General features: G+C 64.0%; 19 protein-coding genes and 1 pseudogene. 11 read left to right on the top strand and 9 right to left on the bottom strand.

Annotated elements, in window-relative coordinates:
- Window positions 1-96 precede the first annotated feature (96 nt).
- Window positions 97-549, top strand: coding sequence for a hypothetical protein (locus ACFX5Q_RS01460; RefSeq protein ID WP_404274795.1), 453 nt, complete (start codon window positions 97-99; stop codon window positions 547-549).
- 6 nt (window positions 550-555) lie between these two features.
- Here the strand turns inward: ACFX5Q_RS01460 and ACFX5Q_RS01455 are convergent, their stop codons facing one another.
- Window positions 556-1,530 carry a WD40 repeat domain-containing protein gene (locus ACFX5Q_RS01455; RefSeq protein WP_404274794.1) on the bottom strand — a complete coding sequence of 325 codons (975 nt, stop codon included), beginning with the start codon at window positions 1,528-1,530 and terminating at the stop codon, window positions 556-558.
- 247 nt (window positions 1,531-1,777) lie between these two features.
- On the bottom strand, window positions 1,778-2,833 hold the full coding sequence (locus ACFX5Q_RS01450; RefSeq protein ID WP_404274792.1) for a CobW family GTP-binding protein: 1,056 nt from the start codon (window positions 2,831-2,833) through the stop codon (window positions 1,778-1,780).
- Window positions 2,834-2,937: 104 nt separating this feature from the next.
- Between ACFX5Q_RS01450 and ACFX5Q_RS01445 the strand changes: the two genes are divergently transcribed.
- The gene (locus ACFX5Q_RS01445) at window positions 2,938-3,666 is read left to right on the top strand and encodes an intradiol ring-cleavage dioxygenase (protein WP_404274791.1); all 729 of its coding nucleotides are present in this window, start codon (window positions 2,938-2,940) and stop codon (window positions 3,664-3,666) included.
- Window positions 3,667-3,883: 217 nt separating this feature from the next.
- A complete protein-coding gene (locus ACFX5Q_RS01440) occupies window positions 3,884-4,354 on the top strand; it encodes a MarR family winged helix-turn-helix transcriptional regulator (RefSeq protein WP_192179240.1) in 471 nt (156 codons plus the stop codon).
- An 87-nt stretch (window positions 4,355-4,441) separates the two neighbouring features.
- Here the strand turns inward: ACFX5Q_RS01440 and ACFX5Q_RS01435 are convergent, their stop codons facing one another.
- Complete coding sequence (locus ACFX5Q_RS01435) at window positions 4,442-5,314, bottom strand: AraC family transcriptional regulator (RefSeq protein WP_404274788.1); 873 nt, start codon at window positions 5,312-5,314, stop codon at window positions 4,442-4,444.
- A 35-nt stretch (window positions 5,315-5,349) separates the two neighbouring features.
- Between ACFX5Q_RS01435 and ACFX5Q_RS01430 the strand changes: the two genes are divergently transcribed.
- The 5 genes and pseudogenes from ACFX5Q_RS01430 (at window position 5,350) to ACFX5Q_RS01410 (ending at window position 9,423) form a co-directional block, all read left to right on the top strand.
- Window positions 5,350-5,757 carry a DUF2000 family protein gene (locus tag ACFX5Q_RS01430; protein ID WP_404274787.1) on the top strand — a complete coding sequence of 136 codons (408 nt, stop codon included), beginning with the start codon at window positions 5,350-5,352 and terminating at the stop codon, window positions 5,755-5,757.
- A 174-nt stretch (window positions 5,758-5,931) separates the two neighbouring features.
- Window positions 5,932-6,816, top strand: coding sequence for a DMT family transporter (locus tag ACFX5Q_RS01425; RefSeq protein WP_404274785.1), 885 nt, complete (start codon window positions 5,932-5,934; stop codon window positions 6,814-6,816).
- 68 nt (window positions 6,817-6,884) lie between these two features.
- Window positions 6,885-7,907, top strand: a complete 1,023-nt coding sequence (locus tag ACFX5Q_RS01420) for a LacI family DNA-binding transcriptional regulator (RefSeq protein ID WP_081482146.1) — start codon at window positions 6,885-6,887, stop codon at window positions 7,905-7,907.
- Window positions 7,904-8,887: a 2-hydroxyacid dehydrogenase gene (locus tag ACFX5Q_RS01415; protein WP_404274784.1), complete on the top strand. Its 984-nt coding sequence runs from the start codon at window positions 7,904-7,906 to the stop codon at window positions 8,885-8,887. Before ACFX5Q_RS01420 ends, ACFX5Q_RS01415 begins: the two co-directional genes overlap by 4 nt.
- 121 nt (window positions 8,888-9,008) lie before the next feature.
- A pseudogene (locus tag ACFX5Q_RS01410) lies at window positions 9,009-9,423 on the top strand (hypothetical protein).
- 9 nt (window positions 9,424-9,432) lie between these two features.
- On the opposite strand, the gene ACFX5Q_RS01405 reads toward ACFX5Q_RS01410, so the two are convergent.
- Entirely contained in the window at window positions 9,433-10,206 is a 774-nt protein-coding gene (locus ACFX5Q_RS01405) for a gamma-glutamyl-gamma-aminobutyrate hydrolase family protein (protein ID WP_404274782.1), read from the bottom strand.
- A 305-nt stretch (window positions 10,207-10,511) separates the two neighbouring features.
- On the opposite strand from ACFX5Q_RS01405, the gene ACFX5Q_RS01400 reads away from it, so the two are divergent.
- Window positions 10,512-11,621 carry a TRAP transporter substrate-binding protein gene (locus tag ACFX5Q_RS01400; RefSeq protein WP_192179234.1) on the top strand — a complete coding sequence of 370 codons (1,110 nt, stop codon included), beginning with the start codon at window positions 10,512-10,514 and terminating at the stop codon, window positions 11,619-11,621.
- Between the two features lie 57 nt (window positions 11,622-11,678).
- On the opposite strand, the gene ACFX5Q_RS01395 is transcribed toward ACFX5Q_RS01400, so the two are convergent.
- The 5 genes from ACFX5Q_RS01395 to ACFX5Q_RS01375 all read right to left on the bottom strand — a co-directional run bounded on the left by ACFX5Q_RS01395 (window position 11,679) and on the right by ACFX5Q_RS01375 (window position 16,870).
- Window positions 11,679-12,053 carry a VOC family protein gene (locus tag ACFX5Q_RS01395; protein WP_404274780.1) on the bottom strand — a complete coding sequence of 125 codons (375 nt, stop codon included), beginning with the start codon at window positions 12,051-12,053 and terminating at the stop codon, window positions 11,679-11,681.
- Between the two features lie 279 nt (window positions 12,054-12,332).
- The gene (locus tag ACFX5Q_RS01390; RefSeq protein WP_404274778.1) at window positions 12,333-13,361 is read right to left on the bottom strand and encodes a zinc-dependent alcohol dehydrogenase family protein; all 1,029 of its coding nucleotides are present in this window, start codon (window positions 13,359-13,361) and stop codon (window positions 12,333-12,335) included.
- 19 nt (window positions 13,362-13,380) lie between these two features.
- Entirely contained in the window at window positions 13,381-15,171 is a 1,791-nt protein-coding gene (locus ACFX5Q_RS01385) for a TRAP transporter large permease subunit (protein WP_404274777.1), read from the bottom strand.
- Window positions 15,168-15,773, bottom strand: a complete 606-nt coding sequence (locus ACFX5Q_RS01380; RefSeq protein WP_404274775.1) for a TRAP transporter small permease subunit — start codon at window positions 15,771-15,773, stop codon at window positions 15,168-15,170. Before ACFX5Q_RS01380 ends, ACFX5Q_RS01385 begins: the two co-directional genes overlap by 4 nt.
- Window positions 15,774-15,964: 191 nt before the next feature.
- The gene (locus ACFX5Q_RS01375; protein ID WP_404274774.1) at window positions 15,965-16,870 is read right to left on the bottom strand and encodes a branched-chain amino acid ABC transporter permease; all 906 of its coding nucleotides are present in this window, start codon (window positions 16,868-16,870) and stop codon (window positions 15,965-15,967) included.
- Between the two features lie 106 nt (window positions 16,871-16,976).
- Here ACFX5Q_RS01375 and ACFX5Q_RS01370 point away from each other — a divergent pair, with 106 nt between their 5' ends.
- Both ACFX5Q_RS01370 and ACFX5Q_RS01365 read left to right on the top strand, forming a co-directional pair.
- Window positions 16,977-17,585 carry a CGNR zinc finger domain-containing protein gene (locus ACFX5Q_RS01370; protein WP_404274773.1) on the top strand — a complete coding sequence of 203 codons (609 nt, stop codon included), beginning with the start codon at window positions 16,977-16,979 and terminating at the stop codon, window positions 17,583-17,585.
- Window positions 17,578-18,105, top strand: a complete 528-nt coding sequence (locus ACFX5Q_RS01365) for a hypothetical protein (protein ID WP_404274771.1) — start codon at window positions 17,578-17,580, stop codon at window positions 18,103-18,105. Before ACFX5Q_RS01370 ends, ACFX5Q_RS01365 begins: the two co-directional genes overlap by 8 nt.
- Window positions 18,106-18,282 lie beyond the last annotated feature (177 nt).

Here is an 18,282-nt window from a genome sequence, read left to right as displayed (position 1 = left end):
TTGCTCTGCATTGGCTCAGCGCCACTCGGCTGGCGCTTGACCTCGAGGCAAAATCCGGCGCCAATACTGGCGGGCTTGTGGTTTTGGGGGAGAAAAATGCGGGCAATCATCTGCACTGCGACGTTGCTTCTGTCGGCTGGCGCAGCCTTTGCGAGCGGCGGTATCTGGTGCTCCGCCGACGATGCGGCGGCGATATTCCAGGTCGAAGCCGGCGTCACCAGGGGCATGGGCGGGCCGACCTTCAACTTTCGCGGCGATCTCGAAATTCTCAACAGGCCTGCCGGTGACAGCCTGCGCAAGACCGTGTTCGAGGATTCCAACCTGACGCAGTACTGGCTCGACGGCAAGGAATTGCGGCTGAACATCTATCGCGAGCACGAGGCCGCGCCGACTTACAATTCGGTCGAACTGACGATCCTGACCAAGACCAGCGACGAAGGCGTCTATGACGGGCGCTACACGCTCGCCATCTACGACGCCGCGGCGGATACGGACCAGGACGGCAAGCCGGTTGAAGTCACCGGCAAAGTATCGTGCGGGGCCGAGTAGGGGCGTTCAAGCCGTGATGTCGATGACGCCGCAGTCGCCGGTGGCGCTGCCGAAGGCGACGCGGCGCTCTTCCTTGTCCCACATCATCGAGCTGATGGCGCCCTTGCCTGGGCGGCGCAGAAGCACCTCCTTGGCATCGGCAAAGCGCACCGCCATCACCATGCCGTCGTCATAGCCGACGGCGACGACATCTTGGCTCGGATGGCATGCGACAGTGGTCACCATGGCATTGCCACGCGTGCCGAGCTCCAGCGGCGCCTTGCCCATCGGCCCGTCCTTGCCCGAAAACGGCCAGACGATTGCCGCCGGCGCGCCGGAACTCGCCAGCCATTTGCCCTTGGCGCTCCACGACAGGCTTTTGACCTTGCCGGGATAGCCGCTCATGCGCATGTGCTTGCCGTCGGCCAGCTTCCAGCCATGCAGTGCGTTTTCCTGCATGGTGGTGACGAGGAAGGCGCCATCGGGCGAAAAGGTGATGCCGGTATGGGCGCCGGCCCATTCGAGCTCGACCGGCTTGCCCTCGGCGGCCGGGAAATGCAGCGTCGCGCCATTGTAGCGGGCAACGCCGAAGCGCATGCCCTTGGGTGAAAAGGCCAGCCCCTCGACCGAACGCGGATGCGTGAACACTTTTGTCTTGCCGTCGGCGAAGCGCACATAGGCGGTCTTGCCGGAGGCGAAGGCGATGGCCCCCTGCGGCCCGGCGGCGACGCTGGTGATCCATTTCTTGCCGGCGCTCGCCAGCTCCGCAGCATTGCCGCCGGCGCCAATGGCAAACACCTTGCCGTCCTCGCCGCCGGTGATCAGCCGGTCGTTGGCCGCATCGTGGAAGGCGGCGAGCAGCCCGTCATTGGCCTGTACGGTCTTGTGGCCATGGTCGAGCCGGTGGACGACGCCATCGGCCAGCGCGAAATGCGGCGCGTCGCCGAGGAAGACGGCGGCGACGCAATGGCCTTCGAGATCAAGCGGGGCGACGGTGGGCATGCGGACTGGTCCATTCGAGATTGTCGCTGGTCGTCTACGCCAGCGCGGCTAGGTGCGGCTTCGCCCTTCTCCCCTTGTGGGAGAAGGTGGATTGGCGCGCAGCGCCAAGACGGATGAGGGGTGTTGGACGGATTACCGTCGGCGCCAAGCTGGAACACCCCTCATCCGACCGAGCTTCGCTCGGCCACCTTCTCCCACAAGGGGAGAAGCAAGAAGGGGCAGCGCTAACCCTAAACTGGCCTGGAAATCAAGCGGCCTGGCAGGCGTCAAAGCTCTTCTTCAGCCGTTCGGCATCGAGTTCACGGCCGATGAAGACCAGCCGGCTCTCGTGCTTTTCGCCGTCCTTCCAGGCGCGCTGGTGATCACCTTCGATGATCATGTGGACGCCCTGGATGACATAGCGCTCGTCGTCGCCCTTGAGCGCGATGATGCCCTTCAGCCGCAGGATGTTCGGGCCTTCCATCTGGGTGATCTTTTCGATCCAGGGGAAGAATTTCTTCGGATCCATCTCGCCGCCGCGCAGCGACACCGACTGCACCGTCACATCGTGGATGTCGGAGGGATGGTGATGGTGGTCGTGGTCATGATCATGATCATGGTGGTGGTGATCGTGGCCGTCATGGTCATGATGGTCGTGATCATGATCATGCGCCTCGAGGAAATGCGGATCGTTCTCCAGCGCCCGCGAAAGATCGAAGGCGCCGCGGTCGAGCACTTCGGCCAACGCCACGCCGGCGCGCGTCGTGCGATGGATCCTGGCCGCCGGGTTGATGGCGCGGATCGTCGCTTCGACCTTGGCGAGTTCGTCGGGCGTGACGAGATCGGTCTTGTTGAGCACGACGACGTCGGCAAAGGCGATCTGGTCCTCGGCCTCCTTGGAATCCTTCAGCCTGAGCGGCAGGTGCTTGGCGTCGACGAGCGCCACTACCGCGTCGAGCCTGGTCTTGGAGCGCACGTCGTCGTCCATGAAGAAGGTCTGCGCCACCGGCACCGGGTCGGCAAGGCCGGTGGTCTCGACGACGATGGCGTCGAAACGGCCGGGCCGGCGCATCAGGCCCTCGACGACACGGATCAGGTCGCCGCGCACCGTGCAGCAGACGCAGCCATTGTTCATCTCGTAGATTTCCTCGTCGGACTCCACGATCAAATCATTGTCGATGCCGATCTCGCCGAATTCGTTGACGATGACGGCATAGCGCTTGCCGTGGCTTTCCGAGAGGATGCGGTTGAGCAGCGTCGTCTTACCGGCGCCGAGATAGCCTGTCAGGACGGTTACGGGGATCTGCGTCTGTGCATCGCTCATGTGTAGGCCTCGAAAAGGAGATTGTCGGCTCCATATAGGATGTGCGCTTTGCTTTTGCACGTAGCAAACCGCTGGGCCATACTGGCCGCTGCGAGAGGAGCCAGATGTCCGACAAGCCGCCTACCATGTCACTGAACAGGCGTCAGGCGCTGAGCCTCATCGCCGTCACCGCCGGCGGCGGCGCTTTCCTGCCGGCTGCCGCGACGGCGCAGACTTCACCCTATGCCGGGCTTGCCCTGTTCGACGCCGGTGCCGGCGTCTGCACCATCACGCCGGAGGCGACGGAAGGGCCGTTCTATTTCAACCCGAAACTCCAACGCGCCGATGTTACCGAAGGCAAGAAGGGCGTCGGTCTCAATGTGCGGCTGCAGGTGGTCGATACCGCCTGTCGCCCGCTTGCCGGTGCGCGCGTCGATATCTGGCATTGCGATGCGCAAGGCGCCTATTCCGGCTATCCCGGACAGGGCGACGGCCAGGATGTCGACACCTCCGGCCAGACATTCCTGCGCGGCTGGCAGAAGACGGACGAAAGCGGCATCGTCTCCTTCGCCACCATCTATCCCGGCTGGTATCGCGGCCGCACCACCCACATCCACTTCAAGGTCTTCCCCGACGAACGATCGGTGATGACCGGCCAGTTGTTTTTCCCCGACGGCCTGAGCGATCAGATCTTTGCGACCGTCTCGCCCTACAACGACCGTCCCGGCAAACGTGACACCTCGAATGCGCGGGACGGCATAGCGCGACGGGCCGGACCCTTGTCGCAGGCCGCCCTGCGCGAGGCGGCGGATGCCTATCGGGCCCTACTGGTCGTCGCTGTGAAGGCCGGCTGAGCTCCGTTTGGGCCCCGCCCATGGCCACGGGAAAAGTCCCCCGGCCCAAAAAGTCGTTTGTCATCTAACTGAAATAAACATCTGGCATTCACCACGGCGGACATCAATGCTTGCCGGCAAAGCTGTTTTCGCAAGCCGGATTCTTTTTGATCGTCGATTGCCAACCGGCGGGCAGGCTCTATGCTGCCGGCACCGGTTCGGCCGAAGAGGGATGACCATGGCCAAGGCGGACAAAACTGCAACAATGAGCCGGCTGCATTCGGCGGCGCGGCTGGCGCGTACGGCACTTGCCGCGCGGCTTCTGGCGCACGGCTTCTATGCCGGACAGGACCAGATCATGCTGTCGCTCGACCGCGAGGACGGCCAGACACCGGGCAACCTCGCCGGTCGCCTTGGCGTGCGCCCGCCGACCATCACCAAGACCATCAACCGGCTGCAGGCGCAGGGTTTCCTGGAAAAGCGCGCTTCGGTGAACGATGCCCGTCAGGCGCACATCTTCCTCACCGACACCGGCCGCGAGATCATCCACGCCATCGAGAAATCGGTGAAGAAGACCGAGAAGCAGGCGCTGAAGGGCCTCGACAAGAAAGACCAGAAGGCGCTGTTCAAATTGCTTGCCCGCATTGAAGCCAATCTCTCGAATGAGGAATTGGTGCTGATCGACGACGACGCCGATCTCGACGACTAAAGAGCGACGCGTCAGCGTCGTCTCGCCCGAGCGACGCATTGCGCGTCGTCCAAGAGGCGACGCATTCCGCGTCCGGCCTACCCGACCCTACGCTGCCGCCGTCGATGAGCCGCGCACCAGCGCCGACCAGCGTCCAGGCGTCAGGCCGAACGCCTTCTTGAAATGCCGGTTGAAGTGGCTCTGGTCACTGAAGCCGGCGGCAATGGCGATCTCGGCGAGCGCCTCTCCCGCCTCGATCATGCGCCGTGCCCGCTGCAGCCGGCGCATCAAAAGGAAACGGTGCGGGCTCGTGGAATAGGTCGCGCGGAAATGGCGCGAAAGCGCATAGCGGTCGAGGCCGGTCCCTGCTTCCAGTTCATCGGACCGCACCGCCCGCTCGACATTCTCTTCCAGATAGTCGCGCGCAAGTGCTGCGGCGCGCCACGCCGTCTTTTCCATCGGCTTTGCCGGCTGCCCGGCATGGCGCCCCAGATTCTGCGCCAGCTGCGCAATGAAATCGGCGACAAACAGCTCGTCCAGTTCCTCATCGAGCGGCGCCAGTGCGGAAAGCAGTGTGCCACGTAAAGCCGGATCGCTCACCACGGCATCCTCGACGAAAGGCAATGGCGCGCCGCCCAGGCAGTCGAGCAGCAGCGACGGCTCCAGATAGAGAATCCGGTAGTGCAAGCCTTCCTCGGTGCCGGCGCCGCCGTCGTGCAATTCGTCGGGATGCAGAACGATGATCTGGCCAGGCAGGCTATGATGCGCCGCGCCGCGATAGCGGAAGCTCTGTACGCCGTGCAGCGTCACCCCGATCGCGTAGGTATCGTGGCGGTGGAGATCGAAGGCAATGCCATGGAAGCGCGCCTCGATGCGCTCAATGCCGGCCGTGCCTGGCGCCGAGACGATGCCATCCTCGGCCGCATCCCAGCACAAACGTTCAAGACCCTGACGGGCCTCCCGGCCTAGATCGTGCGTCATCGCTTCAACAACACTCTGGAACTGGCGACTGTCTCATGTTCGATACGAAATTTGCAATCGTGCTCAGGCAAGATCTTCCCGTCTGGCAGAAGCTCAACGTCACCGCCTTCCTGACCAGCGGCATCGTCGCGCAGTTTGCCGATATCATCGGCGAGCCCTATCGCGATCGGACCGGCAACATCTACAACCCGCTGTCGATCCAGCCGGTCATCGTGCTTGCAGCCGACAGCGCAACGCTTGGCGCGATCCACCGGCGCGCGCTGGAGCGCAGCGTGACGACGTCGCTCTATGTCGAGGAGATGTTCTCGACGGGCTTTGACGCCGCCAACCGCGCCGTCTTCGCCGAATTCGCGCCCGAGGATGCCAAGGTCGTCGGCATCGCGCTGCGCGCCGAGAAGAAACTGGTCGACAAGATCACCAAGGGCGCCCGCATGCACGCCTGAACGCCTGGGCATTGTTGCACTGGCTTCTTTTGGTCCGGCCACAGCCGACAATTGGCTTGTCGGCCGGCGACGATTGCCGCAAAGGTTGGTGTCTGCCCACCTTCCTTCGGCCTGAAATTGAGCGTTCCCAGAAAACCAGACGAAAGCGCAACGCCGCCGGCGGCGATGCTGCTGATGCTTTCCACCTATGTCTGCTTCACCTTTCTCGACACCAGCAGCAAATACCTGGTGCTGGCCGGCATCTCGGCGCTGATCGTCGCCTGGGCCCGCTTCGTCGTCCATGTGCTGCTGGTCGGCGTCTTTCTGCGCGGCTGGCGCAAGCCATCGCGCTTCCGCGCCAACAATTTACCGGCACACATATTGCGCGGCGCCTTCCTATTCGGATCGACCATGTGCAACATCATGGCGCTGCGCACCTTGCAGCTGGCCGAGACCACTTCGATCTACTTCTTCGGCCCGATGGTGATCACCGCACTTGCCGGTCCGCTGCTCGGCGAATGGGCGGGCTGGCGGCGCTGGATGGCGATCCTGTCCGGCTTTGTCGGTGTGCTGGTCATCACCCGGCCGGGTGTCGGCGTTTTCGGCATAGGCCATCTGTTTGCGCTCGGCTCGATGCTGTCGAACTCCTTCTATGTCATCATGACGCGCCGCATGTCGGCGACGGAGACGTCCGAAAGCCTCATCCTGTTCTCGGCGCTGGCGCCGGCGGTGCTGCTCCTGCCCACACTGCCGTTCTCGCTGTCACTGCCGCAGGACGCCTGGCACTGGTCCGTCCTCTTGATGCTCGGCGTGTTCGGCGCGACCGGCCATTGGCTGCTGGTCCAGGCCTATCGTCTGGCAACGACCACGGCACTCGCCCCCTACCCCTATTCGCAGATGGTGTGGATGATCCTGTCCGGCTGGATCATCTTCCACCAGTTTCCGGACCGCTGGACGCTTGTGGGCGCGGCCATCATCGTCGCCAGCGGCCTCTACATCATCCATCGCGAACACCGGCTTCGCCTGCGCAATCACGCGGCGCTGGACGCGGAGGCGGAAACGCTGGCAAAAAAACTTTGATTTGCTCCCGATCGATGGCATAAGAGCCGCCTTTAAACAGTTTAAATCGCTTCGGGGAGCGCAAGGCGCTGGCACAGAAGATCAAGCTTTCGACGATCGCGGATGCCCTTGGCGTGTCCACGGCCACGGTATCGCTTGCGCTGCGAGACAGCCCGCTGGTCGCCGGCAGCACCCGCGACCGCATCAAGGAACATGCCCGCGCCATCGGCTATATCTACAATCGCCGCGCCGCCAGCCTGCGCACCTCGCGCTCGGGCATCGTCGGCGTCGTCGTGCACGACATCATGAACCCGTTCTTCGCCGAAATCCTGCGTTCGATCGAAAGCGAGCTCGACCGCAGCCGGCAGACCTTCATCCTGTCCAACCACTACGACCAGCTCGAAAAGCAGCGCACCTTCATCGACACGCTGCTGCAGCTCGGCGCCGACGGCGTCATCATGTCGCCGGCCATCGGCACACCGGCCGAAGACATCATCATGGCCGAGGAAAACGGCCTGCCGGCGGTGCTGATTGCGCGCACGGTGGCCGGAGCCGACGTGCCGGTCTTCCGCGGCGACGATTCCTATGGCACCGGCCTTGCCACCAACCACCTGATCTCGCTCGGCCACAAGCGCATCGCCATGATCGGCGGCACCGACCAGACCTCGACCGGCCGCGACCGCTACCAGGGTTATGTCAACGCCATGGAGGCGGCCGGACTGGAGGTCAGGCCGTCCTGGCGCATCGCCGGCCCTCGCACCAAGCAGGCCGGCTTCGAGGCCGCCGGACAGTTTTTGGCGCTGAAAGACAAGCCGACCGCCGCGTGCTGCTGGAATGATCTCGTCGCCATCGGGCTGATGAACGGCATCGCGCGCGCTGGCCTGGTGCCGGGCGTCGACATTTCCGTCACCGGCTATGACGATCTCGAAGAGGCTGCGATCGCAACGCCGGCATTGACCACGGTCTGGAACGGCCAGCGCGAGGTCGGCCGTCGCGCCGCGAGCGCCTTGCTGGACAAGCTGAACGGACAGACGGTGCGGCCGTCGCAGGAACTGATCAAGCCGGAACTGCATGTGCGTCAGTCGACCGGCAAGCCGGTGGAGCGTGCATGACAAAGCCTGAACTTGGAGAGCCGGTCGCCATTCTGGTGCCCGGCCATTTCAACGAGCACGCCATCGGCCGCATCGACCAGGCATTCCAGCGGGTGACGATCGAACAGGCCGACCCGGCTCTTGTCACCGAGGAGATGCGGCGCACGGTGCGCGGCATCGCTTCGTTCGGCGGGATAAATGCCGCCTTGATGGACGCCCTGCCCAATCTCGAGATCATCGCCAATTTCGGCGTCGGCTACGATTCGGTCGACGCCAGCCACGCCGCGCAAAGCGGCATCATGGTCACCAATACGCCCGACGTGCTGACCGAGGAGGTCGCCGACACGGCGATCGGCCTTTTGATCAACACCGTGCGCGAAATGTATGCCGCCGAGAAATGGCTACGCGACGGCAGCTGGGTGAAGAACGGCGCCTATCGCCTGAGCCGGCTTACTTTGCGCGGCCGCAGCGTCGGCATCTTCGGCATGGGCCGCATCGGGCTGGCCATCGCCCGGCGGCTGGAAGCGTTCGGCCTGCCGGTCGCATATCACAACCGCCGCCAGGTCGAGGGCCTGGCCTATCAATACCATCCGACGCTGAAGGGGCTTGCCGAAGCGGTCGACACGCTGATCTCGGTGGCGCCGGGCGGCGCTTCGACGGAGAAGGCCGTCAATGCCGAGGTCCTGTCGGCGCTCGGAGCTAACGGCGTCTTCGTCAACATCGGCCGCGGCAGCACGGTCGACGAGGCTGCCCTTGCCGCGGCGCTTGCCAGCGGCACCATCGCCGCCGCCGGGCTCGACGTCTTTGCCGACGAACCAAATGTGCCGCAGGCGCTGCTGGCCGCTCCCAACACTTCGCTGCTGCCACATGTCGGCTCGGCCTCGGAGCATACCCGCCGCGCCATGGCGGACCTCTGCGTCGACAATCTGGTGTCTTGGTTCGCCGAGCGTCGGCCGCTGACCCCCGTGCCGGAGACGGTGCAGGTCAGGCCGCGCAGCTGACCGGCAGGCCGCCACACTTATTAACGTCGGCTTAACGCTTTGAAATCATTCTGCATACTTCGTTAGGCAAGATTCTTGAAGCGCGTTGCCCCCACGCACTTCAAATGCGCGGAGAAGAAGGGTGAAGGTGCTTCCTGCATTGATTGGGGTTGCCGCACTGGCCGGCGGCGTTCAGCTTTTTCACGGCGGCAGTGGCGCAAGTGTCGCCAGGGAAGCTCAGCCATCCAGCACCTACCGGCTGACAGCCAATGGCGACGAGGCGGCCTGCGCCGGTGAAGCGCGGTGCTGAAGTCTCGGAAGGTCTGTCGCTGCTGACGATCGCCTCGACCTGCCGCCGGCTTTTGCCCGGCATCGAGCGCGCGAAATTCTGGCGCGAACGGGAGGACGGGACGGTTGCCTTCAGCGCCAACGGCGTCGATCCGATCGTCACCTTCGCCGTTGCCGATGGCGACGGCTATGAATCCTACGCGCCGGCTTTGCCGCTGCTGTCTCTGGCGGCAGCCGATAATCGAGATTATTCGGCTGCCGGCAACTGATAATCGGGATTATTCAGCCGCGGCGCGCGCGCCCGACTTTGCCGCCGCGTGCAAGCGCACGGCATCGCCGAAGGCACGGAATATCTTTGCCGAAGTATCGTCCGACTTCACCCAGTATTCGGGGTGCCATTGCACGCCGACGGCGAAGGCGCGTGAGTCTCGCACGGAGACCGCCTCGACCGTGCCGTCGTCGGCGACCGCCTCGATCTGCAGCTTCGGACCGAGCTGATCGACCGCCTGGCGATGCACGGAGTTGACCATGATCTCGCCGGCGCCGAACACGCCTGCCAGGCAGCTGCCGGGCTTGATCGTTACTTTCTGGTGGATGGTGAAGCGCTCGTCCTGATTGTCGCTCACCGGCGCGCGGTGGTCGAGCGTGCCCTCGCGCTCCTGGATTTCGGTGCCCAGCGTGCCACCCAGAGCCACGTTCATTTCCTGGATGCCGCGGCAGATGGCGAGCAGCGGCACGCCGCGCTCCACCGCCCGGCGGATCAGCGGCAGCGTCGTGGCGTCGCGCGCCGGATCGTAAGGACCGTTCTTTTCGCTGGCGTCGCCGCCATAGAGCGAGGGATGCACGTTGGACTTCGAACCGGTGACCATGACGCCGTCGACCGACGACAGGAGTTCATCGAAATCGAGCCGCTCGCCGAAGGACGGCACCAGCACCGGGAACACGCCGGCGCCCGAAATCGCCGCCTCCAGATATTGCTGCGGGGCGGCATGCCAGGTGTAGTTGTCGAATTGGCGGACGTCGGTCGAGATGGCGACGAGCGGCTGCTGCATTTTGGTTCCGGTATCCATTGGGAGCTAAGGAATTATTCTGCCTACAAAATAGGCGATCCGAAGGCGCTTTTCCATGACAAGTTTCATCGCGTCGTATGAGCCACGGAATCGCGTCCGGGATTTGGCATTAGACTATAGTTGCAGTCCGTGCGCCGACGCTGCGAATTCCGCGAAAGCGCTGCCGCCAAATCCGGCTGCCGCGCTGGACTCGACCTTTTGCCTGTGTATTGTTTCGCCCCAGGCCAAGCCGGGATATCGAGGATGTTCCCGAAAATCGGTCTGCTGATCCAAAAGGGAGGAACTGCATGGATCGTCGTTCATTCATCCGCAAGGCAGGCGTAACCGGTGTGGGGGCCGCGGCGGCGGCTGCGACGCTTGCCGCGCCCGCTATCGCCCAATCCAATCCGAAAGTGACGTGGCGGCTGGCGTCGTCCTTCCCGAAGTCGCTCGACACGATCTATGGCGGCGCCGAGGTCTTCTCCAAGATGCTGTCGGAAGCGACAGACGGCAACTTCCAGGTCCAGGTTTTCGCCGCCGGCGAGCTCGTCCCCGGTCTGCAGGCCGCCGACGCCACCACCGCCGGTACCGTCGAGGCCTGCCACACGGTGGCATATTATTACTGGGGCAAGGACCCGACCTGGGCGCTGGGCGCGGCGGTGCCGTTCTCGCTCAACGCGCGCGGTATCAATGCCTGGCACTATCATGGCGGCGGCATCGACCTGTTCAACGAGTTCCTCGCCACGCAAGGGCTGTTCGGCCTGCCGGGCGGCAACACCGGCGTGCAGATGGGCGGCTGGTTCCGCAAGGAGATCAACACGGTCGCCGACCTCTCCGGCCTGAAGATGCGCATCGGCGGCTTTGCCGGCAAGGTGGTCGCCAAGCTTGGCGTCGTGCCACAGCAGATCGCCGGCGGCGACATCTATCCGGCGCTGGAAAAGGGCACCATCGACGCCGCCGAATGGGTCGGCCCATATGACGACGAGAAGCTCGGCTTCTACAAGGTCGCGCCCTACTACTACTATCCCGGCTGGTGGGAAGGCGGACCGACGGTCCATCTGATGTTCAACAAGGCGAAGTATGAAGAGCTTTCGCCGGCCTACAAGTCGCTGGTGCACACTGCCGCGCAAGCCGCAGACGCCAACATGCTGCAGAAATACGACTCTCTCAATCCTGCGGCGGTGAGGCGGCTGGTGGCCGGCGGCGCCAAGCTGAAGCCCTTCAGCCAGGAGATCATGGCCGCTTGCTTCGAGAAGGCGAACGAGGTCTATACCGAAATGGAAGCCTCGAACGCGCCGTTCAAGAAGATTTGGGACTCGATCAAGGGCTTCCGCAAGGAGCACTATCTGTGGGCCCAGGTGGCCGAATACAATTACGATACTTTCATGATGGTCCAGCAGCGCAACGGCAAGCTGTAGGCGCCCCACAGCTGTTCATTGAGAGAAGCCCCGGGCGGACAGGCCCGGGGCTTTTTGTCAGGCGTCGAAGGCGCTGACTTCGACCAGGATTCCGCCCGGCGCATGGCAATAGAAGGTGCTCGACCTAGCGCCGCCACGCGTCAACTCCCGCACATCGCCCGGCTCGCGGCCGGCACTGGCAAGCTCGGCATGCTTTGCATGCACGATCTCCGGTTTGCCAACGAGGAAGCCGATATGAAAGCCGCCGGGATAGGTGGCGGCCTCGCCCTTGCCCGGCTTCATCAGGTTGAGGGCGAAGCCATCGCTCCCGCGCAGCACGGCGAAGGCATCCTTGCCGCGAATGTCGAGAAGCTCGAAACCGAAATGGCTGGCGAAGAAATCGCAAGGGCCGGCGACGTCCGTCGTTACGAGATTTGCATGGTTCAGTTTCATGGTCTGTATCCTGTCACGGGTTGAGATGCGGACAGGCTTGGCCGCAAACCACAAACCGGCGGGACCGTGATGTCAGGAGATCCGGACATGCCCCAACCGGCTCGCGGGCTTTCGCCTCGCTTGCCGGCCGCGGGTCCTCTCGCACAAGGCGATGGACGGGCCTCCGCTTGAGAAACGGAAGAGACCGGACTACCGAACCGGTCATGTCTTTTTCGGCGCGATTTGAATAACCGATCGATTGACCGGCGGCAAGCAGCCTGGCCACCAAGCGCAGGCGGCTCAGCCCTGGCCTGGCACCACCAGCACCTTGACCTCGCCGGGGGCAGGCGGATTGGCGATCACCGCCGGCGCCTCTTCGAGCGTCACCTGCCTGGAGATCAGCCTGTCGATCTCGATCGCGCCCGAGGCGATGAGCTGGGCCGCGCGGCCGTGGGTGTAAGGATTGAGGAAGGAGCCCAGTACCTTCAGCTCGCGAAACAACAGGTCGAAGGGCTCGAACGCCACCTTCATGCCTTGCGGCACCACGCCGACGATGATGACCGTGCCGCCGGCTCTCGCCAGCCGCATCGATTGCTCGACGGTGTCGCGCACGCCGGCGCATTCGAACACCACGTCGACGCCGCCGGGCACCAGTCCGGACGGTCCGGCAACGGCATCGATGACATCGGCAGCACCTGGGTCGACCGTTGCCGTCGCGCCGAGATCCTCGGCAAGCGCGCGCCGCGAGGCCTGGCGCGTCGACAGGATGATGGTGGTCGCTCCGGCGAGCTTCGCCAGTTGCACGGTGAGCAGACCGATCACACCGCCGCCGAGAACGGCGACCGAAGCGCCAGGCTTGATTGCGGCCAGATCGACGCCGTGCAGGCAGCAGGCAAGCGGTTCGCAGAAGGCACCATGCGTCGGCTTGAGATCAGCCGGCAGAAGAAACGCCTGCTTTTGCGGCAGCACGACATAGTCGGCAAAGCCGCCGTCACGGTGGATGCCGATAGCGCTGAGATTGCTGCAGAGATTGACCCGGCCGGCGTGACAATGCTTGCAGCGGCCACAGGCGATGTTGGGATCGCCGGTGACCCGGTCGCCGACGGAAAAGCCCAATACGGCAGCCCCGACCGCTTCGACGATGCCGGAAAATTCATGCCCGGGCGTCACAGGTGGTTTGCAGGGGAACTCGCCGTGGAACAGATGCCGGTCGGTGCCACAGACGCCGCAGGCCTCTATGCGCACCAGCAAGTCGTCCGGCCCGGCTGACGGCTTGCCGACCTCGCGCAGCGCGATGCTGCCCACCGCCTCCAGGCGGACCGCTTTCATGGCTGTCGGGACTCCAGCATCAGTTGAAATTCGGTGGCTGCGAGAGGTCAGTTGCCGGCGGCGCCGGCTTGGCGGGCGGAGCGTCGCCGAAGTTCGGTGGTTGCGACAGGTCGTTGGTTGGTGCCGCCGGTGCGGCGCCGCCATTGGCCGGGGCGCCGCCATCCGCCGGCGGCGTGCCGAGCGGTGACAGACCAGGCATGTCCGGCAGCTGAATGTCGATCGTGCCGGGATCGACCGCCGCGCCCTTGTAGTGCATCACCATTTGCGGGAAGGCGATGGTCAGCCCGATCATGATCACCTGGATGCAGACGAAGGGTACCGCGCCCCAGTAGATCTGGCCGGTGGTGACCGGCGCGATCTGCTTGCCGGTGAGGCGGTCGAGATAGGGCACGCGCGCGGCGACCGAGCGCAGGTAGAACAGCGCGAAGCCGAAGGGCGGGTGCATGAAGCTTGTCTGCATGTTGACACCGAGGAGCACGCCGAACCAGATCAGGTCGATGCCGAGCTTGTCGGCGGCCGGCGCCAGCAGCGGCACGATGATGAAGGCGAGCTCGAAGAAATCGAGGAAGAAGGCGAGCAGGAAGACCAGGATGTTGACGCCGATAAGGAAGCCGACCTCGCCGCCCGGCAGCGACGTCAGCAGATGCTCGACCCAGATGTGGCCGTTGACGCCGTAGAAGGTCAGCGAGAACACGCGCGCGCCGATCAGGATGAACAGCACGAAGGACGACAGCCTGGTCGTCGAGGCCAGCGCCTGCTTGATCACGTCAAGCGACAGCCGGCCCTTCATCGCCGCCATCAATAGCGCGCCGACGGCGCCCATGGCGCCGCCTTCGGTCGGGGTGGCGATACCGAGGAAGATGGTGCCCAGCACCAGGAAGATCAGCGCCAGCGGCGGGATCAGAACGATGATCACCTGCTGCGCCAGCCTGGACATCATGTTGAAGTTCAGCCGCTGGTCGGCGATCGCCACGATGTAGATCAGGACCACGCCGATCGTGGCGCCGAGAATGTCGGCATTGTCGCCATGTGCCGGCGCAAGATAGCGATAGGCCGCATAGGAAACCGCTATTGTCACCAGCAGCGCCGCCAGCAGCGACAACACGCCATGGCCGAGCGTGCGTGCCTCCAGCGGCAGCGCCGGCATCGACTGCGGCCGGACGATCGACATGATCAGGATGTAGAGCATGTAGATGCCGGTCAGCACGAGGCCGGGGATCAGCGCGCCGGCATACATGTCGCCGACGGAGCGGCCGAGCTGGTCGGCCAGCACGATCAGCACCAGCGACGGCGGGATGATCTGGGCGAGCGTGCCAGAAGCAGCGATGACACCGGATGCCAGGCGCCGGTCATAGCCGTAGCGCAGCATGATCGGCAGCGAGATCAGACCCATGGCGATGACTGATGCCGCCACCACGCCCGTCGTGGCTGCCAGCAGCGCACCGACGAAGATCACCGCATAGGCCAGGCCGCCGCGGATCGGCCCGAACAGCTGGCCGATCGTGTCGAGCAGATCCTCGGCCATGCCGGATCGTTCGAGCACGATGCCCATGAAGGTGAAGAAGGGGATCGCCAGCAGCGTGTCGTTGGACATCACCCGGCTGCCGTAAAAATTTTCGGGCAGTGCGTGCAGCAGCGGCCAGGCCAGGTTGATCGACCCGCCCGAATAGGGCGACAGCACGACGCCGATGAAGAAGAACATCAGGCCGTTGGCGGCGAGCGAGAAAGCGACGGGATAGCCGATCAAAAGGAAAATGATCAGCGAAGCGAACATGATCGGCGCCATGTTCTGGGCGATGAACTCGATCATGAGCGCACCTCCTGAGCAAGCGCCTTGGCTTCTTCGGCGAGTGCCTTGGCCTCGAGTTCAGCCTGCTCATGCGCCGATATGAACGGATTGGGATCGTCCATGTCGCCGCGCATGATCGCGATCTTCTTGATGATCTCGGAGATGCCCTGCAGCGCCAGCAGGAAAAAGCCGACCAGCAGGATAGCCTTTGCCGGCCAGATGATCAGGCCGCCGGAATTGTTCGACATTTCGCCGCTGCGGAACGACAGCGACACGTAAGGCACGAAATAGATCACCATCAACGTCACGAATGGCATCAGGAAGAAGAGGTGGCCGAGCAGGTCGATCCAATGCTGCACGCGGCGCGAGAACATGCCGTAGACGATGTCGATGCGGATATGATCGTTCTGCTTCAGCGTATAGGCGGCTGCCAGCATGAAGGCGGCGCCGAACAGGTACCATTGCAGTTCCAGCCAGGCGTTCGACGATATGTCGAAGACCTTGCGGATGATGGCATTGGCGGCGCTCACCAGGATTGCCAGCAGGATCAGCCACGATACCCATTTGCCGATGAACTCGTTCACACGGTCAATCGTTCTGGATAGAGCGAGAAGCCCTGCCATGCATTCCTCCCTGATGTCGGAGGCGCGACGGCTCCCCTTACTTTCCGCCGCGCCACTGTGGCCCAACGGTATGCCGTGCGTGGCTCGGCGGGTCAACACGGCATAGGCAGGCTAAACGCTGTTGTGAGGTGGTGAACGGTGCAAAACCACCAACTCACCACGCGGCATCCAACCAAAGTCGCAGACGCGGCTCAGGCGATCTTCTGCTGGTCTCGGCCGGCGCCGATCAACACCAGCATGGCGACGAGGAAGAGGTACATCCAGGCATCGCGCCATTCGAGGGGGAAATAGCCGGCCCAGAGCGATTCGGCCATGCCGAAGGCGGCCGCGCCAAGCGCCGCCTTGAGCGGCGAGAGATAACCGCCGACAGCGGTCACGAACAGGATCTTCAGCCCGTAGACCAAGCCTGTGCCGAAGCTGATATTGCCGTAGTAGATGCCTGCAAGGATGCCGGCCAGTGCAGCGCACAGACCGCCGAACAGCACCGCCAGCCGAAACACCGCGCGCACGTCGACGCCGCACATCGCGGCGGCCCTGGGATCGTCCGACACCGCTCGCCAGGAGCGGCCGAAGCCCGAGCGGGCGAACACCCAGGCGGTGAGCGCCAGCACGCCTATCACGGCAGCGCAGTCGAGCAACTGGATCAGTGTCAGCGTCGCCTTGAAGCTGGTGCTCTCCGCGAAGATCACCGGCTGGGCCAGCATCGGCGGCAGCCAGAGATCATGGGTGTCGGCGGCGATGCGGCTGGCCTCCGACAGCACCAGCAAGATGCCCAGCGTCGTCACCACGATCGCGTTGGGCGAGCGGTCGGCCAGGGGTTCGAAGACGCTGCGCGACAAGACATGGCTGATCAGCGCCGCATAGAGGAGCGCGGCGACGATGCCTAGCGCGACCGCGGCGTAGAGCGTCAGCCACAGCGCCTGGTAGCCGAAGGCAGCCGTGAGGATCATCGCGTGCCCGCAAAAGGCGAACATGGCGCCATAGGCGAGGTTGGTCCGGTGCAGCAGCCCGTTGGTCAGCACGTAGCCGAAGGCGAGCAAGGCATAGAGCGCGCCCGAATGCAGCCCGTTCAGAACCTGCTGGAAGAAATACAGCATGCAACACCCTTGGGTGACGGTGGCGAAGGCGAACCCACATCCCCAAAGGAACGTTTGCATTCGGAATCTAACTTGTCAAATGCGATTTATCGGTTAGATTTCTGACATGACAGTCTCCTGGACACCGCATCGCTTCACCGGCGGCATCCTCGCGCTCGACGCGGCGAACACGGTCGTTTTGCGGTTCGATCCGGAAAAGACCTTCGACCGCTTCGACAATCCGGCCGAGATCGCCCGCTTTGCCGACGCGGCCAGCGGTTTTCGCGCCACGGAGCTTGGCGGGCGTCGGCTGGAGGCGCAGTCCCCGGCGGAGATTGCGCCGGTCGTGCTGTCGATCCGCGAGACGACTGACCGCCTGTTTCGCCACGCGGTGTCGAAAGGCGCTCTGGCCACCGGCGATCTGCCCGGGTTCCTGCAAGCCTGCGCCCAAGGCCTGGCCGGCAGCCGGACCGAAATCGGCGCGCCGGGACAGCCATTCGGCGACCCGGCGACGCCGATCGCTTTCGAGGCGGCACTTGCCGTCTCGGCGCTGTCGCTGCTGCGCGACGACACGGTCGCCAGGTTGAGAATCTGTCCCAACTGCAGCTGGTTGTTCGTCGACCGCAGCCGCAACTCCAGCCGCCTCTGGTGCGACATGGCGGTCTGCGGCAATCGCCAGAAGGCAAACCGCTACTATCGCCGCCGTACGGCGGCCAGGGAGGTCAGCAATGTCTAGGACATGTTCGCGTTCGATGGTTCTCGGCGCCGCCTTGCTGGCGGCGGCAGTGCTTGGCTCCTGCCGAGACTCCGGCAAGGAGCAGCTGTTCGCCATTTCCGGCAAGCTGTTCGAGTTCAACTACCGGTTGGGCATCGCCACCTATGTCATCACGCTCAACCCGCTGCGGCCGATGGGCGAAGGACAGGTTGCCGTGGTCAGTTTCCAGAACCCGGCCGGCGGCGACCCGATCATCGTCAACCAGAAGATCTGGCCGAAGCTGCCGCACATAACGCTGACCAGCCCGCCGCTGACCTGTGTGGTCAAGGACAAGCCCTATGCGGTGTCGATCCGCATCGAGGATTCCAGCGGCACGCTGTTGCAGAGCTTCGAGACGACGCTGACCTCGTCGCTCGATCAGTCGATCCTGCCCGACCGTCCCCTGGTGGTCGGCCCGGTCTACGAGCTCAACAAGGACATGGTCGGCCATGTCGACGGCAAGCTCCCGGGCGAGCCGAAGCCGGATTGCTCGAAGGCCTGACACGCCCGCGCAGCTGCTGGAACTCTCTTTCCAGACCGCCACGGCGCAATTTTCGTACGCCGTGGAAAGCGTATCGGATCGTTCGTTGCGCGCTGCCTGGCACCTTCGATTTTGTTTGACCTCCCCTGCAAAGGGGAGAAAGACTGCGGCATCCGACTCCTACGTTGGCTGCGCGCT

The organism is Mesorhizobium sp. IMUNJ 23033 (assembly GCF_044778005.1).
In the GTDB taxonomy this organism is placed as follows: Bacteria; Pseudomonadota; Alphaproteobacteria; order Rhizobiales; family Rhizobiaceae; genus Mesorhizobium; species Mesorhizobium amorphae_A.
Note: the sequence above shows the minus strand (reverse complement) of the source record. Positions and strands in the feature narration are given on the sequence as shown.

Coding starts and splice junctions, on each gene's coding strand:
- ACFX5Q_RS01385 (WP_404274777.1), bottom strand. CDS start 15,171: ATGATCGAGTTCATCGCCCAGAACATGGCGCCGATCATGTTCGCTTCG.
- ACFX5Q_RS01370 (WP_404274773.1), top strand. CDS start 16,977: ATGACAGTCTCCTGGACACCGCATCGCTTCACCGGCGGCATCCTCGCG.
- ACFX5Q_RS01440 (WP_192179240.1), top strand. CDS start 3,884: ATGGCCAAGGCGGACAAAACTGCAACAATGAGCCGGCTGCATTCGGCG.
- ACFX5Q_RS01395 (WP_404274780.1), bottom strand. CDS start 12,053: ATGAAACTGAACCATGCAAATCTCGTAACGACGGACGTCGCCGGCCCT.
- ACFX5Q_RS01375 (WP_404274774.1), bottom strand. CDS start 16,870: ATGCTGTATTTCTTCCAGCAGGTTCTGAACGGGCTGCATTCGGGCGCG.
- ACFX5Q_RS01455 (WP_404274794.1), bottom strand. CDS start 1,530: ATGCCCACCGTCGCCCCGCTTGATCTCGAAGGCCATTGCGTCGCCGCC.
- ACFX5Q_RS01405 (WP_404274782.1), bottom strand. CDS start 10,206: ATGCAGCAGCCGCTCGTCGCCATCTCGACCGACGTCCGCCAATTCGAC.
- ACFX5Q_RS01435 (WP_404274788.1), bottom strand. CDS start 5,314: ATGACGCACGATCTAGGCCGGGAGGCCCGTCAGGGTCTTGAACGTTTG.
- ACFX5Q_RS01430 (WP_404274787.1), top strand. CDS start 5,350: ATGTTCGATACGAAATTTGCAATCGTGCTCAGGCAAGATCTTCCCGTC.
- ACFX5Q_RS01450 (WP_404274792.1), bottom strand. CDS start 2,833: ATGAGCGATGCACAGACGCAGATCCCCGTAACCGTCCTGACAGGCTAT.
- ACFX5Q_RS01380 (WP_404274775.1), bottom strand. CDS start 15,773: ATGGCAGGGCTTCTCGCTCTATCCAGAACGATTGACCGTGTGAACGAG.
- ACFX5Q_RS01445 (WP_404274791.1), top strand. CDS start 2,938: ATGTCCGACAAGCCGCCTACCATGTCACTGAACAGGCGTCAGGCGCTG.
- ACFX5Q_RS01400 (WP_192179234.1), top strand. CDS start 10,512: ATGGATCGTCGTTCATTCATCCGCAAGGCAGGCGTAACCGGTGTGGGG.
- ACFX5Q_RS01365 (WP_404274771.1), top strand. CDS start 17,578: ATGTCTAGGACATGTTCGCGTTCGATGGTTCTCGGCGCCGCCTTGCTG.
- ACFX5Q_RS01390 (WP_404274778.1), bottom strand. CDS start 13,361: ATGAAAGCGGTCCGCCTGGAGGCGGTGGGCAGCATCGCGCTGCGCGAG.
- ACFX5Q_RS01425 (WP_404274785.1), top strand. CDS start 5,932: ATGCTTTCCACCTATGTCTGCTTCACCTTTCTCGACACCAGCAGCAAA.
- ACFX5Q_RS01460 (WP_404274795.1), top strand. CDS start 97: ATGCGGGCAATCATCTGCACTGCGACGTTGCTTCTGTCGGCTGGCGCA.
- ACFX5Q_RS01415 (WP_404274784.1), top strand. CDS start 7,904: ATGACAAAGCCTGAACTTGGAGAGCCGGTCGCCATTCTGGTGCCCGGC.